This is a genomic window from Lentzea albidocapillata (assembly GCF_000719115.1).
GTDB lineage: Bacteria > Actinomycetota > Actinomycetes > Mycobacteriales > Pseudonocardiaceae > Lentzea > Lentzea albidocapillata.
The window spans coordinates 53,737-69,012 of sequence record NZ_JOEA01000004.1 but is presented as its reverse complement, the minus strand read 5'-3'; the positions used below and the strand labels follow the sequence as shown (position 1 = coordinate 69,012).

Below are 15,276 nucleotides of genomic sequence, written 5' to 3'. Positions count from 1 at the left end.
TATGGTGCGCGGCATGCCCACAGCAGGCGGCCCGACAGTCAAACGGCTGTCCCAGCCGGACGCCGACATCAAACCCAAGGCTCTCGGCTTGCCCCGAGGCCGCACGGTGATCTCGGTCTTCGGCTCCACAGAAGACATCGAGACGGATCTCGCCGCGAAGTTGTTGCCGGTGCTCAGATCCGTCGTCGTGACCGCGGCGCGCAACGGCGCCGTGTTCGTCACCGAAGGCACCGACCGAGGCGTTGTCCACTTGCTGGGCATGGCTTTGCAGGCGTGCGAGCAGCGTTGGCCCGTCGTGATCGGAGTCGCGCCGAGCAGCAAGGTGCACGACCTGACCGAGAGCGCCACCAACGGTCAGATCCCGCTGGAACCCAACCACAGCGTCGCCGTCATCGTCCCCGGTTCGGAGTGGACGGACGCGACCCCGGTGCTGTTCCGCACGATCGACGCCGTGCGCCACAAGAAGCCCGTCGTCGCTCTCGTCGTCGGAGGCGAGAGCGAGCAGGAGGTCGTCGACCACCTCAGCGGCGACAACCCGTTGCTGGTGCTCGCCGGCACGGGCGGCCTCGCGGACCGCATCGCGACCGGCGACCTCACCGGTGACCTGGCGGTGCTGGTGCGCAGCGGCAAGATCTTCATCGTCCACGTGGACGAGGGTGCCGGTAAGGCCGTCACCGCGCTGGAACGGTTGCTGGGCAAGGAAAAGCCCGTCAAGCCGCCGAGGATCCTGCCCAAGGTCCGGTACCGGGCGCCGGAGGCACGGCCGTTGGTCGATCCCGGTTTCGTCGTCGCGTACCCGATGCTCGCCGACGCCATCCACGACGCGAACCAGGTCGTCGCGCCGGTGTTCCAGGAGCTCGACGCGGAAGCCGGCGTGGAGCAGAACCGCTACCGGCTCACGGCCGTGCTCGCGATCGGGGGCGGCCTGACGACGACGGTGTTCGCCGCGCTGCAGACGTGGCTGAAGGACACGCCGTGGCCCGGAGTGCTCGTCGTGGCGGGTGGCGCGTTCGCCGCGGCCATCACGATCGTGGCGCGCAAGCGTGAGTCGCTCGACAAGTACCTGACGGCCCGGTCACGCGCGGAACGCCTGCGGGCGTTGTACTTCGCGCACCTCGCCTCCGTGGCGCCCGCCACCGAGGAAGAGCGCCAGGACAAGGTGGCGGATCTGGAAGCCGCGGTCAGCAACCGCAAGCACGAGGTGGTCAGGACATGAGCGACAAGCTGAGGCAGGCCCAGTTCGTCGAGGCGTACCTGCGCCACCGCTTCCAGGACCGGCTCGACCACTTCGAACGCAGCCGCAAGCGCTACTCCCGCGCCCGCACGTGGACGGTCGCGCTCTCCGCGGCGCTGTTCATCGCCGCCGCCGCGGCTGCCGCGATCGGTATGGCGGACGGGCCGCGCAGGGCCATGTGGGCTTTCGTGGCAACGACTCTGGCCGCTCTGGGCACCGCCATGTCGCTGTACGAGGCGACGTTCGGGTTCCGCCGCCTGGCGCGGGAGAGCGCGACCACTTCCGTTGCGCTGCAACGACTTGCGGTGGACGGTCCCACGCCGGACGATGTGGACGACGAACGGCTGGTCGCATTCGTGACCGAAGTGGAGTCGGTGCTGAGGTACGGCCGGTAAAGCCGAATCCCGGCGGAAATCTTTCGCCTTGGTTTCATGAAAACGCTTCCACGATTTACACGCAGCGTGGGTGATCGATTACGGTAAGCACAGGTTCTGGTGTTTCGGCCACCTAGTTGTCATGATGACGACATCCCCCGATGCGGAAGCAGGCACGACATGACTTGGGCGCGTCCCGCGATCGCCGAGCCCGAAACCGGCACCTTCGCCGAGGCCAAGGCTCTGGAAAAGGAGCACAGCACGATCCAGAACAGCAAGGCGGCACGCACCGTGGCCTGTCACGCCACGGACGCGCTCGACTGCGCCGACCTGCTGGAGATGCTCGGCCTGAGCGCCACGGAGGGCAAGGTCCGGGTGTAACCCCGCGACTGGATCCACCACTCGGCCACCAGCAGGTTCACCACGAACGACAGCCAGTTCGCGGTGGCGAAGAGCAGCAGCCCGTCCCCGTCGGGCACCAGTGCGCCGAGAGCCAGGCCCCATAGGCGACCCATCACGGCGGCGCCGGTGAGTGCGAAACCGCGGATCATCCAGATGCGGTGTTCGCCGAGCTGGCGCCGCCGTGCTGTCTTCAGGCCGTACACCGCGCTGACGAACCACAGCACCGACAGGACCGTCAGCGGCGCGGACGACGCCAGGCCGGCCAGTGACAGCTGGGCGCACACGACGCCGAGCACCGAAGACGGCAGGACCGCCGCGAAGTAGACGCGTCCCATCACCCGGTGCACGCGTGGATGCCGGGCGCGCAGGCCCGGCCAGAACTGCGAGACACCCGCCAGGACCGCGACCGTTCCGGTGAAGATGTGCGCGACCAGCAGGCCGTAGTGGACGGGTCCGTGCAGCGGCGGCCTGGCCTGGCTCATGTCCAGCGTGACGTACGCGCTCGCCGCGAAGATCGTTATCGCCACGCAGACCAGTCCCGACACCGCCAGCCAGGCGGCGTATCCTCTCGAAGTCTTCATGCTCCGAAGCCTGCCAACGGCTTCACTCGAACGCGCTGGTGTGCGCCCCCGAGCGAGCAGTGGGGAGCGCCCTACTGGGATGATGGGACTCATGCGGACGGTCGAGATCTCCGAAGAGCCGATCAGGCTAGGACAGTTCCTCAAGCTGGCGCAGCTGGCTGAGGACGGCGCGCACGCCAAGGTGCTCATCGAGGACGGAGATGTCCACGTCAACGGCTCTGTGGAGCTGCGGCGCGGGGCACAGTTGCGCCACGGCGACATTGTTGTCGTCGAAGGTGACGAAGTGCGTATTTCCGCTCGGCCGTAGCCTGTTACTCCATTCAGCGGTAAGTACATGCACAATCGCAGTCGATCGGACTAGGGTCTGAAGACCTCTTCTGAACGATTACCTCGGGCCATACGTATCCTTTATGTCCCTTGTGGACACCCGGAATCGTCTTGTGGCGCCACGTTTTCACAACCGTGAGACACGCGTCACGTCCGGTATTCGGGCACCTGGGAAACTTTTTTCCAGGGTCTGTAACGCGGATGCCGGAACATACGAATCACCGGTTGCGGGCTTCGGCCGCCAAGTCTGAATGACGGCGTTGCCAGAGATCGCGAAGTCCGAAGTTTGAAGGTCCTCGGGGTGACCTGCGTTCGTGCATGTCCGGAATCGCCGCTGAGCCGGGGAGATCAGAACGATGAGTGAGCAGGTCCGCGCGGCCCGTGACGTCGACGGGTTGCGCTCCACGCTCAACACGCTGTCGGAACACAGACAGACCCATCCACCCGTAGCGCGCTGGGAAAGTCGCTACCGCTATGCCGTGATCACCGCCGATGTGCTGACCGTTGTGCTGGTCGTCATCGCCGTCGGTGTCGTCACGAGCATGCGTCACACGGCCTTCGGCCCGCTTTCCCTTGCATTGCTGGACATACTCACAGTAGTTGTCGTGGTCGGTTCGCTCGCCATCAACCGTGTGTGGACATCGACCGTTCTCGGTCAGGGAGCCGAGGAGTTCCGAAGACTCGGCCGGGGTTTGTTCGGTGCCGTTGTGGCGCTCGGCCTCGGAGCGCTCGCCGTCGACATCCCCGGCGCCCGCCTGTGGATCTTCGTCGTAGTACCCGCGATCGCCCTGGTCGCGTTTCCCATGCGCTACCTCCTGCGCCGCCCGCTGCACCGCGGCCGCAGTGAAGGACGTTTCCTGCTCTCGGTCCTCGCCGCCGGCAACCTGGACACCGTCGAGGACCTCATCCACCGCACCAAGCGCGTCGCCCACCTGGGCTGGCGGGTGGACGCGATCTGCACGATCGACGGCCGCGGCCGCTCCGGCACCGACGTCGACGGCGTGCCCGTCGTCGGCCAGCTGCGCGAGCTCGCCGAGCACGTCCGCCGCGGTGGGTACCGCATCGTCGCCGTCACGCCCGACGCCTACTGGACACCTCGCCGTCTCCAGCAGCTCGCGTGGGCACTCGAAGGCTCCGGTGCCGAAATGGTCGTGTCGCCCGGTCTCATGGAGGTCGCCGGCCCGCGACTGCACATGAGCGCCGTGCTCGGCATGCCACTGCTGCGCGTGAGCGAACCGGCACTGAGCGGATTCCGCCGTCTGGTCAAGGAAGTCGTCGATCGCGTCGGCGCGTTGGTCCTCCTCGTCGCGCTGGCGCCGCTCATGTTCACCGTCGCGGCGTTCGTGATGATCGACAGCCGTGGCCCGGTCTTCTACCGCCAGAGGCGGGTCGGCAAGACCGGAGTGCCGTTCACGATCATCAAGTTCCGCACGATGGTGACCAACGCCGACGCGTTGCGCGCCAGGCTCGCCAGTGTCGACGAAGGCAACGGCGTGCTGTTCAAGATGAAGAAGGACCCCCGCATCACCAAGGTCGGCACGTTCCTGCGCCGCTACTCGATCGACGAGCTACCGCAGCTGTTCAACGTCCTCGCGGGCAGCATGTCGCTCGTCGGTCCCCGCCCGCCGCTGCCGGAGGAGACCGCGAAGTACTCCTCGGACGTGCGGCGCCGCCTGCTGGTGAAGCCCGGCCTGACCGGTCTGTGGCAGGTGAGCGGCCGGAGCGATCTCTCGTGGGAGGAGTCGATCCGCCTCGACCTGCGCTACGTCGAGGACTGGTCGCTCGCACTCGACCTCGTGATCATGTGGAAGACCTTCCGCGCCGTCTTCGGCGGCCAGGGGGCCTACTGATGGGGAACCAAGACGTGATTGGCCTTGCTGTCATCGGAGCCGGGTACTGGGGGCCGAACCTCGTTCGCAACGCCCAGGCCACCCCGGCGCTGCACCTGCGCTACCTGTGCGACCTCGACGTGGAGAAGGCCCGGCGCGTGCTGGGCCAGTACTCGACGGTCCGTGCCACCGCGTCGCTGGACGAGGTCCTCGCCGACCCCGACGTCCACGCGGTCGCCATCGCCACCCCCGCTGCCACGCACCTGCCCGTCGCCCTCGCGGCGCTGGAGGCCGGCAAGCACGTTCTCGTGGAGAAGCCCCTCGCGGCCACCTTCGAGGACGGCCTCAAGCTCGTCGAGACCGCCGAGCAGCGCGGCCTCACGCTGATGCTGGACCACACCTTCGCCTACACGTCGTCGGTGCAGCACCTGCGCAAGATCATCCGTGGCGGCGACCTCGGTGACATCCAGTACATCGACTCGGTGCGCATCAACCTCGGTCTGGTGCAGCCGGACGTCGACGTGCTGTGGGACCTCGCCCCGCACGACCTGTCGATCTTCGAGGCGATCCTGCCCGACGACGTGTACCCGGTGGAGGTCGCGGCGCACGGCTCCGACCCCATCGGCGCGGGCGTCGCGTGCGTCGGCCACCTCACGGTGCGGCTGTCCAACGGGGCAATCACGCACGTGCACGTGAACTGGCTGTCGCCGACGAAGATTCGCACGATGGTCATCGGCGGTTCGCAGCGCACGGTCGTGTGGGACGACAACAATCCCGCGCAGCGACTGTCCATTTACGACCGGGGTGTCGACCTCTCCCCGGAGCAGCAGAAGATCTCCTACCGCACCGGCGACATGGTCGCGCCGGCGTTGGTGGAACGCGAGGCGTTGCGGTCGATGATGGCGGAGTTCGCCGCGTCCATCACCGAGAAGCGCGCGCCGCTGACCGACGGCCGCGCGGGACTGCGCGTGCTGGCGGTGCTGGAGGCGGCGTCGGAGTCGCTGCGCTCCGGCGGGGTCTTCGTTCCCGTTCAACAAGTCGAAGGCAGGGTTTCTTCATGACGGCACAGCCGATCACCGGGCAGCGTGCTCTCGTCACCGGTGGTGCGGGCACGATCGGTTCCTCGGTGGTGGACCAGCTCGTCGAGGCCGGCGCGGCCGAGGTCGTCGTGCTGGACAACTTCGTGCGCGGCCGCCGGGAGAACCTGGCCTCCGCCCTGGAGTCCGGTGTCGTCCGCATCGTCGAGGGCGACATCAACGACAAGGTGCTGGTCCACGAGCTGACCGTGGGCAAGGACCTTGTCTTCCACCTCGCCGCCATCCGCATCACCCAGTGCGCCGAGGAACCGCGTCTCGCGCTGGAGTGCCTGGTCGACGGCACGTTCACGGTGCTGGAAGCAGCTGCGGCCGCCGGCGTGAAGAAGGTCATCGCGTCGTCCTCGGCGTCGATCTACGGACTCGCGGAGTCGTTCCCCACCAACGAACGGCACCACCCGTACAACAACGACACCTTCTACGGCGCCGCGAAGGCGTTCAACGAAGGAATGCTGCGCAGCTTCAAGGCCATGTACGACCTCGACTACGTGGCGCTGCGCTACTTCAACGTGTACGGCCCGCGGATGGACGTCCACGGTCTGTACACCGAGGTGCTCATCCGCTGGATGGAGCGCATCGTCGACGGCAAGTCGCCGCTCATCTTCGGCGACGGCGCCCAGACGATGGACTTCGTGCACGTGCACGACATCGCACGCGCCAACATCCTCGCGGCCAAGGCGCCGGTCACGGACACGGTGTACAACATCGCGTCCTCCCAGGAGACATCGCTCAAGCAGCTCGCCCTCGCGTTGCTTGCCGCCATGGACTCCGACCTGCCGCTGGAGCACGGCCCCGAGCGCAAGGTGAACGGCGTGACGCGCCGGCTCGCCGACATCAGCCTCGCGGCCACCGAACTCGGGTGGAAGCCCGAGATCGAGATGGACGGCGGACTGCGCGACCTCGTCGCGTGGTGGCGTGCCGAGAAGGCCGCCGCCGACGCGGCAGGCGCGTAACCCTCGAGACCGCGGCTGCGGGCGCGGCCGACACCCCCAGGTCCGCCGCCCCCGCAGCCGCACCCAAGCCAGAACCGCCAGCGAAGAGGTAGAGCTTTGATTCCGGTTATGCGGCCGTTGCTCGGCGAGGAAGAGGCGCTCGCCGCCGCCGAAGCCGTCCGGTCCGGCTGGGTGGCGCAGGGCCCGCGGGTCCGCGAGTTCGAAGAGGCGTTCGCCGCGTCGGTCGGCGCGAGCCACGGCGTGGCCGTGTCGTCGTGCACCACCGGCCTGCACCTCGCCGTGCACCTGCTCGGCATCGGCCCCGGCGACGAGGTCGTCGTGCCGTCGTTGTCGTTCATCGCCACCGCGAACGCCGTGCGCTACACCGGCGCGACCCCCGTCTTCGCCGACGTCGAGGCCGAGACGGGCAACATCAGCGCGTCCACAGTGGAACCGGTGCTCACCGAGCGCACCCGCGCGGTCATGGTCGTGCACCAGGCCGGCGTGCCCGCCGACGTCGACGCCCTCAAGGCGTTCTGCGAACCGCGTGGCATCGCGGTGATCGAGGACGCGGCATGCGCCGCGGGCTCCACCTACAAGGGCAAGCCGGTCGGTACGGACGCGCTGCTGGCCGCCTGGTCGTTCCACCCGCGCAAGCTCCTCACCACCGGTGAGGGCGGCATGGTCACCACCGACGACCCCGACTGGGCCGTTCGGCTCAAGCGCCTGCGGGAACACGGCATGAGCGTGTCCGCAGCGGACCGCCACAACGGCGGCTCGGCCGTCATCGAGCAGTACCTCGAGACGGCGTTCAACTACCGGATGACTGACATCCAGGCCGCCGTCGGCCTGGTGCAGCTGTCCAAACTGGACGCGATCATCGCCCGTCGCCGTGAGTTGGCCGCGCGCTACCACGAGTTGCTGGCCGGCACCGGCCTCATCGCGGTGAACGACCCCGAATACGGGACGACGAACTACCAGTCGTTCTGGGTATGGCTGCCCGAGGGCGCGGACCGTCAGGAAGTCCTTGCGGGTCTTGCCGAACGCGGCGTGAGTGCACGGCGCGGAATCATGGCGTCACACCTCGAACCCGCCTACGAGGGCCACCCCCGCGCGGAACTGCCCGTGACAGAGGCCTTCACGGCCCGGACGCTGATCCTTCCGCTCTTCCACGACCTGACCGAGTCCGAACAGGACACAGTCGTGTCAGCGTTGTCGGAAACTCTCCACACATCCCGGCTGACCGTGCGTGGTTGAAAAGTAAAGATTCAACCCCCACCGGAACATTTTTCTGTTGACACGTAACAGTTTTACCGAGATCGCCGACGTTCGGAGTAGCAGCCCTGTGCTGTCCAGCGTAGTGCGCGGATCACACACGGTAACTCCGTCCGAGAGGTGAAACCCAATGGTGGCTCAGCAGTCGCGTCTCGTGCGGGTGCTTGTGATCACGGCATTAGTCGCATCGACGATGTTCGTGCTCGGGGTCTTCAACCCTCCGAAGGCCAACGCCGCTCCGTGTGACTTCCCCGTCACCAACAAGGTCGCGTGCGAGAACACGCAGACCGGCGCGGACAACTGGCAGGCCCAGTACCGGGACGACACGATCCTCGGCTACACGACGGACATCAGCTACAACGTCGGCCAGACCGTCAGCTTCAAAATGCTGACCTCGGCCCCGTCGTACAAGCTCGACATCTACCGGATGGGCTGGTACGGCGGCAAGGGCGCCCGGCACATGGGCACGGTCCAGCGCAACACCCCGCAGAACCAGCCACCATGTCTGCGGGATGGACCTACCGCGCTCGTCGACTGCGGCAACTGGGCCGTGTCGCTCACCTGGAACATCCCCTCCGCCGCGGTCTCCGGCATCTACTACGTGCGCATGACGCGCCTCGACAACGGCCTCGAGAACGAGATGGCGTTCGTCGTCCGCGACGACAGCTCGACCTCGAAGATCTTCTTCCAGACCTCCGACGCCACCTGGGTCGCCTACAACCGCTACGGCGGCAACAGCCTGTACTTCGGTGACGGCCCGGGCCAGGGCGGCAGCTCGTACAAGGTCAGCTACAACCGCCCGTACACCGGCGGCGACGGCGACGAGAACTTCATCTTCAACGCCGAGTACCCGATGCTCAGGTTCCTGGAGCGCAACGGGTACGACATGAGCTACACGACCGACGTCGACTCCGCCCGCCGCGGCAACCTGATCAAGAACCACAAGGTCTTCATGGCGGTCGGCCACGACGAGTACTGGTCGAACGAGCAGTGGAACAACGTGATGGCCGCCCGTGACACTGGCGTGCACATGGCGTTCCTGACCGGCAACGAGATCTTCTGGAAGACGAAGTGGGAGAAGAGCATCGACTCCTCCCAGACCGACTGGCGCACCATGGTCTGCTTCAAGGAGACGAAGGGCACCCAGAACGACGGCGAGAACACCTGGACCGGCACGTGGCGAGATCCGCGCTACAGCCCACCTCAGGACGGCGGCAGACCCGAGAACGCGTTGCTCGGCAACATGTTCACGGTCAACGGCCGGCGTGACGACTCGCTGCAGGTCCCGGCCGCGTACGGCAAGATGCGGCTCTGGCGCAACACCGACCTGGTGAACCTCGCCGCGGGCAGCACGTACACGTTCCAGCCCGGCACACTCGGCTACGAGTGGAACACCGTCTACGACAACGGCTTCCAGCCCGCCGGCGTAGCGCAGATGTCGCGCACGACGGTGGACCTCGACGGCTACTACGCCCTGAAGAACTACGGCGACGAGTACGGATCCAGCACCGAGACGCACGCGATCACGTACTACCGCGCGCCGTCCGGAGCCCTGGTGTTCGGTGCCGGCACGGTCCAGTGGGCGTGGGGCGTCGACGACGAACACGCGTTCCCGACCAACACGCCGACGTCGGACAAGCGGATGAAGCAGGCGACGGTCAACTTCCTCGCGGACATGGGCGTGCAGCCCTACCAGCTGTGGGCGCCCGACCAGCTCGTCATCTCCGGCGCCATCAACGACAACACGGCGCCCAGCGTGCTGATCACGACCCAGCCCGCGCAGGCGACGGTCGGCCAGCCCTACACCTTCAGCGGCACGGTGATCGACGCCGCCGGCAAGGTCGCGGGCGTCGAGGTCTCGACCGACGGCGGCACGCGCTGGCACTACGCCAACTGGCAGGCCGGCCAGACTTCGTGGAGCTACACCTACACGCCGAACCAGTCCGGCACGGCACAGCTGCGGGTCCGCGCGGTCGACGACTCGCTGAACCTCTCCATACCCGTGTCCGCCACGCCGAACGTCAACAGCAAGACCTGCCCGTGCGGCATGTTCTCCGGCACGGAGGTTCCGAAGGTCGCTGCCGCCAACGACAGCTCGCAGCTGGAGCTCGGCGTGAAGTGGCGGGCCGCGAGCAACGGTTACGTCCGCGGCGTGAAGTTCTACAAGGGCACCGGCAACACCGGCACGCACACCGGCAGCCTGTGGAACTCGAACGGTGATCTGCTCGCCACCGGCACGTTCACCAGCGAGAGCCCGACGGGCTGGCAGACGCTGCTCTTCCCGCAGCCTGTCGCGGTGAACGCGAACACGACCTACATCGTGTCGTACTACACGCCGACCGGGCACTTCGCCTACGACACCGGCGGGTTCTACCAGCAACAGGCGTACATGCAGCCGATCACCGGCCTGCAGTCCGGTGTGGACGGACCGAACGGCGTCTTCCGCTTCGGCGCCGGCTTCCCGAACCAGACGTTCGACCACACCAACTACTGGGTCGACGTGGTGTGGGCGACGGACCCCGGTCCCGACACCCGCGCGCCGATCCAGAGCGCGATGTCCCCGGTGACCAACGCCGGTTCCGTCGCGCTGAACACCACGGTGTCCGGCACGTTCGACGAGAACGTGACGCTCGCCTCGGCCCAGGTCACGGTGACAGGGCCGGCGGGTGCGATCACGGGCACCACGTCGATCTCCAACGACGCCCGCACGATCACGTTCACGCCGTCCGCGCCGCTTTCGGCGGCCACGGCCTACACCGTCACGATGAGGGCGGCGGACGCGGCAGGAAACCTGTCCTCGCAGGCGAACTGGACGTTCACGACAGGATCGCCGCGCCCGGCGACCTGCCCGTGCACGGTCTGGGACGACTTCGCGGCGCCGGCGGTGATCGATGCCGGTGACACGAGCCAGGTCGAGGTCGGCACGAAGGTCCGCTTCGACGGCAAGGGCGAGGTGCTCGGCGTCCGCTTCTACAAGGGCACCGGCAACACCGGCACGCACACCGGCTCGCTGTGGACCTCCACGGGTCTGCTGCTCGCGACCGGCACGTTCACGGCGGAGACGACGTCCGGCTGGCAGAAGCTGATGTTCAACTCGCCGGTCCAGGTGCAGGCGAACACGACGTACATCGTCTCGTACAACGCTCCCGGCGGCCGGTACTCGGTCACCTCCGGCTACTTCAACGGCCAGGACGCGAGCTACCAGTCGCTGCACGCGTTGCAGAACGGGACGGACGGCGGCAACGGGGTCTACAAGTACGGCGCCGGTTTCCCGAACAACTCCTACAACGCGACGAACTACTGGGTCGACGTCATCTACCGCAACGGCCTCAACGGCGACACCACGCCGCCGACGATCACGAACCGCGCGCCGGCCGTGAACGCGACGAACGTGGGCCTGCAGAGCGCTCTCACGGCGACGTTCAGCGAGCCGGTCGACCCCGCGTCGGCGCAGATCTGGCTGAAGGACCCGAAGGGCGCCAAGCTGTCCGGCTCGGTGTCGCTGTCCGGAGACCAGAGGACGGTCACCTGGACGCCGTCCGCCAAGCTCGTGTCGGGTACGCAGTACCAGGCGCACGTGGGCATCGCGGACGTCAACGGCATCGCGATGACGGCCGCCGCGGAGTGGAACTTCACGACCACGACGACGCCGACCTGTCCGTGCTCGCTCTTCAGCACGGCGACGGTGCCGGACGTGACGTCGGCCGACGACTCGGGCGCGTACGAGCTGGGCGTCCGGATCACCCCGACCCAGTCGGGCCAGATCACCGGTGTCCGCTTCTACAAGGGATCCGGCAACACCGGCACGCACACCGGCAGCCTCTGGAACGCCGCCGGCCAGCGCCTCGCGACCGGCACGTTCACCGGTGAGACCGCGACGGGCTGGCAGACGCTCACGTTCTCGCAGCCGGTGATCGTCAGCTCCGGCCAGACCTACACCGCCTCGTACACGACGACCACCGGGCACTACGCGGTGAACGCCGGGTACTTCGGGACGGGTGCGGTCAGCTCCGGTCCGCTGACGGCGCCGCAGGAGACGAACGGCGTGTTCACGCCGGGCACCGGGTTCCCGGCCATGACGTACGGCTCCGGCAACTACTGGGTCGACGTGGTCTACCAGCCCAACGCGGACAACGTCGCTCCGGTGGAGCAGTCGCACACGCCGCTGACCGGCGCGTCCGAGGTGGCCCTGAACTCGGTGGTCACGATGTCGTTCGACGAGCCCGTGGACCTCAACTCCGCGCAGTTCGACGTCACCGACCCCGGTGGCGCGAAGATCGCCGGCACGCGGTCGCTCTCGCCGGACAGCAGGATGATCACGTTCACCCCCGCGGCCAGGTTCGCGGCGTCCACTGTGTACTCGGTGAGCGCCAAGGCCGCGGACACGTTCGGCAACATGATGGCCAACCCGGTCACGTGGTCGTTCACCACCGCGACGACGCAGACCTGCCCGTGTTCGCTGTTCAGCGCGGCGACCGTGCCGACGGTAACTTCGGCTGATGACAACGGCGCGTACGAGTTGGGCGTCAAGTTCACGTCGGGCACGAACGGGCAGATCACCGGCGTGAAGTTCTACAAGGGCGCGGGCAACACCGGCACCCACACCGGGTCACTCTGGTCCGCGGACGGCCAGCGCCTGGCCACGGGCACGTTCTCTGGTGAAACAGAGTCCGGCTGGCAGACGCTGACGTTCTCGCAGCCGGTCGCGATCACGGCCAACACCGAGTACACGGCCTCGTACACGACCACCACGGGTCGCTACGCGGTGAACGCCGGCTACTTCGGCACGGTGACCTCGCCGCCGCTGACCGCCGCACCGTCCGCCGGTGTGTTCACGGCCGGGTCGGGCTTCCCGACCTCGACCTACAACGGTGGCAACTACTGGGTGGACGTGGTGCTCGGGTGACCGCACGGCCACTGCTGTTCATCGGGGCAGGTGGACTCGCTCGCGAGACTCTCGCGGCGGTCCGCCTCCTCCCGGAGACGTGGAACCCCCTCGGGGCGCTCGACGACTCCACCGCCCTGCACGGCACCCTGATCGACGGGGTGCCCGTGCTGGGCGGGCTCGACCTCCTGGCTGATCATCCTGACGCGGCCGTCGTGATGTGCATCGCGAGTGCGCGACGGTCGCTGGTCCGGCTGAACGTGGCCAGGAAGCTCGACCTGCCGGACGAGCGATGGGCGACCATCGTGCACCCGGCGGCTGTTCTTTCCGGTGCTTCTCTTGGCGCCGGAACGATTCTGCTCGCGGGAGTCGTCATCACGACCCCGCTTTCGGTAGGACGGCACGTGGTGGCCATGCCCCAGGTGCTGATCACCCACGACGACGAGGTGTCGGACGGCGTCACGTTCGCCGGCCGCGCCTCGCTCGCGGGGTCGGTGCACGTGGGGGAGGCCGCGTACCTGGGACAGGGAGCCATGGTGCGCGAGGGTGTGAAGATCGGCGCCGGTGCCGTGATCGGCATGGGAGCCGTTGTCCTGCAGGACGTTCCGGCAGGAGAGACGTGGGCCGGCGTGCCGGCCCGCCCGTTGCGTGGGGAGAGCGCGTGATCGAGATTCCACTGGTGGACCTGCGTGCCCAGCACGAGCAGGTGGCCGACGAGGTGGCCGACGGCTGGGCCGAGGTGCTCAAGACGACAGCCTTCATCAACGGCCCCCAGGTCGCCCGGTTCGAGTCGGAGTTCGCCGCCTACCAGGAAGTTCCGCACGCCATCGGTGTCGGCAACGGCACCGACGCCATCGAACTGGCGTTGCGCGCGCTGGGCGTCGGCCACGGCGACGAGGTCGTGCTGCCCGCCAACACCTTCATCGCCACGGCCGAGGCCGTCGCCCGCTGCGGCGCGACGCCCGTGCTCGTGGACTGCGTCGACGACACGCTGCTGATCGACGTCTCACAAGTGTCCTCTGTGGTCACTTCGCGCACCAAAGCCGTCGTGCCGGTGCACCTCTACGGCCAGGCCGCCCCGGTCGAACTGCTGCCGCTCGGCCTTCCGGTCGTCGAGGACGCCGCCCAGGCCCAGGGCGCGCGCCGCAACGGCGTCGCCGTCGGTGGCCTCGGTGCCGCTGCCGCGACCTCGTTCTACCCCGGCAAGAACCTCGGCGCGTACGGCGACGGCGGCGCGGTGCTGACGACGTCGGACGCCGTCGCGGAGTCGGTCCGGTTGCTGCGCGAGCACGGTTCGCCGCGCAAGTACGAGCACCCGGTGCTCGGCTTCAACAGCCGCCTCGACACGCTGCAGGCCGTGGTGCTGTCCGCGAAGCTGCGCCGCCTGGAGGGCTGGAACCAGTCCCGCCGCGCCGCCGCCTCCCGCTACACCGAGATGCTCGCCGACGTTCCCGGCGTGCGCACCCCGGTTGTGCTGGACGGCAACCTGCCCGTCTGGCACCTCTACGTCGTGCGCGTGGCCGACCGCGACCGAGTGCTTTCCGCTTTGCACGCCTCGGGAATCGGCGCCGGCATCCACTACCCGACGCCACTGCACAAGACCGGCGCGTTCGCCGGCCTGACCGGCTCGTTCCCGGTGGCGGAGACCTCGGCCGCGGAGATCCTGTCGCTGCCGCTGTTCCCCGAGATCACCGAGGCGCAGCAGACCCGCGTCGTCGAGGCGCTGAAGGCAGCGCTCTGATGACCGGCGTCCGCGTGCACCCGCACGGCCTGTGCGAGTCGGACGATGTCGGCGAAGGCACGCGCGTATGGGCGTTCGCGCACGTGCTGCCCGGCGCACGCATCGGCCGTGACTGCAACATCTGCGACGGCGCGTTCGTCGAGTCGCGCGCGGTGCTGGGCAACAACGTGACGGTCAAGAACGGCACGTTGGTCTTCGACGGCGTGACGTGCGAGGACGACGTGTTCCTCGGACCGAACGTGTCGTTCACCAACGACCTGCGGCCTCGTGCGCACGTCAAGAAGACGGGCGACGCTTTGGAGACCACCCTGGTCCGTCGGGGCGCGACTCTTGGCGCCGGTGCGATCGTCGTGTGCGGCACGGAGATCGGTGAGCACGCGTTCGCGGCGGCCGGTGCGGTCATCACTCGCTCGGTGCCCGCGCATGCGTTCGTGGCCGGCAATCCGGCCGTGGTGAAGGGCTGGGTCTGTGCGTGCGGTGTGCGGCTCTCAGATGATCTCTCTTGCCCGGAGTGCGGCATCCGGCACGAGCAGACGCCGGACGGCCTGAAAGCCGTCTGAGCCTTTCGCGCAAAACGCCGGACGCGCCGCCGCAGGACTTGT

General features: G+C 67.8%; 13 protein-coding genes. 12 read left to right on the top strand and 1 reads right to left on the bottom strand.

All coding sequences use genetic code 11. From position 1 onward, the window contains the following. Positions 1-13 precede the first annotated feature (13 nt). The 3 genes from IG04_RS0105965 (at position 14) to IG04_RS44995 (ending at position 1,989) form a co-directional block, all read left to right on the top strand. Positions 14-1,216: a DUF4231 domain-containing protein gene (locus IG04_RS0105965; RefSeq protein ID WP_030475519.1), complete on the top strand. Its 1,203-nt coding sequence runs from the start codon at positions 14-16 to the stop codon at positions 1,214-1,216. After that, positions 1,213-1,629: an SLATT domain-containing protein gene (locus tag IG04_RS0105960; protein WP_030475518.1), complete on the top strand. Its 417-nt coding sequence runs from the start codon at positions 1,213-1,215 to the stop codon at positions 1,627-1,629. The genes IG04_RS0105965 and IG04_RS0105960 overlap by 4 nt, the downstream gene beginning before the upstream one ends. A gap of 159 nt (positions 1,630-1,788) precedes the next feature. Continuing rightward, positions 1,789-1,989, top strand: a complete 201-nt coding sequence (locus IG04_RS44995) for a hypothetical protein (RefSeq protein ID WP_084401971.1) — start codon at positions 1,789-1,791, stop codon at positions 1,987-1,989. Here the strand turns inward: IG04_RS44995 and IG04_RS0105955 are convergent. Beyond that, a complete protein-coding gene (locus IG04_RS0105955) occupies positions 1,908-2,591 on the bottom strand; it encodes a DUF2306 domain-containing protein (RefSeq protein ID WP_159460501.1) in 684 nt (227 codons plus the stop codon). The genes IG04_RS44995 and IG04_RS0105955 overlap by 82 nt on opposite strands. Before the next feature lie 91 nt (positions 2,592-2,682). Between IG04_RS0105955 and IG04_RS0105950 the strand changes: the two genes are divergently transcribed. The 9 genes from IG04_RS0105950 to IG04_RS0105910 all read left to right on the top strand — a co-directional run bounded on the left by IG04_RS0105950 (position 2,683) and on the right by IG04_RS0105910 (position 15,234). Further along, entirely contained in the window at positions 2,683-2,898 is a 216-nt protein-coding gene (locus IG04_RS0105950) for an RNA-binding S4 domain-containing protein (protein ID WP_030475516.1), read from the top strand. A gap of 376 nt (positions 2,899-3,274) precedes the next feature. Further along, on the top strand, positions 3,275-4,768 hold the full coding sequence (locus IG04_RS0105945; RefSeq protein WP_084401969.1) for a sugar transferase: 1,494 nt from the start codon (positions 3,275-3,277) through the stop codon (positions 4,766-4,768). A gap of 14 nt (positions 4,769-4,782) precedes the next feature. Continuing rightward, positions 4,783-5,808 (top strand): Gfo/Idh/MocA family protein, encoded by a 1,026-nt coding sequence (locus tag IG04_RS0105940; RefSeq protein ID WP_245816560.1) that lies wholly within the window; start codon positions 4,783-4,785, stop codon positions 5,806-5,808. Further along, a complete protein-coding gene (locus tag IG04_RS0105935) occupies positions 5,805-6,794 on the top strand; it encodes an NAD-dependent epimerase/dehydratase family protein (RefSeq protein ID WP_030475513.1) in 990 nt (329 codons plus the stop codon). Before IG04_RS0105940 ends, IG04_RS0105935 begins: the two co-directional genes overlap by 4 nt. Before the next feature lie 108 nt (positions 6,795-6,902). Next, complete coding sequence (locus IG04_RS0105930) at positions 6,903-8,030, top strand: DegT/DnrJ/EryC1/StrS family aminotransferase (protein ID WP_036013883.1); 1,128 nt, start codon at positions 6,903-6,905, stop codon at positions 8,028-8,030. A gap of 148 nt (positions 8,031-8,178) precedes the next feature. Then, positions 8,179-12,954, top strand: a complete 4,776-nt coding sequence (locus tag IG04_RS0105925) for a DUF4082 domain-containing protein (RefSeq protein ID WP_030475511.1) — start codon at positions 8,179-8,181, stop codon at positions 12,952-12,954. Beyond that, entirely contained in the window at positions 12,951-13,598 is a 648-nt protein-coding gene (locus IG04_RS0105920; RefSeq protein WP_030475510.1) for an acetyltransferase, read from the top strand. Before IG04_RS0105925 ends, IG04_RS0105920 begins: the two co-directional genes overlap by 4 nt. Next, entirely contained in the window at positions 13,595-14,674 is a 1,080-nt protein-coding gene (locus tag IG04_RS0105915; RefSeq protein ID WP_030475509.1) for a DegT/DnrJ/EryC1/StrS family aminotransferase, read from the top strand. The genes IG04_RS0105920 and IG04_RS0105915 overlap by 4 nt, the downstream gene beginning before the upstream one ends. Then, positions 14,674-15,234, top strand: coding sequence for an acyltransferase (locus tag IG04_RS0105910; protein WP_030475508.1), 561 nt, complete (start codon positions 14,674-14,676; stop codon positions 15,232-15,234). Before IG04_RS0105915 ends, IG04_RS0105910 begins: the two co-directional genes overlap by 1 nt. Positions 15,235-15,276: the final 42 nt, after the last annotated feature.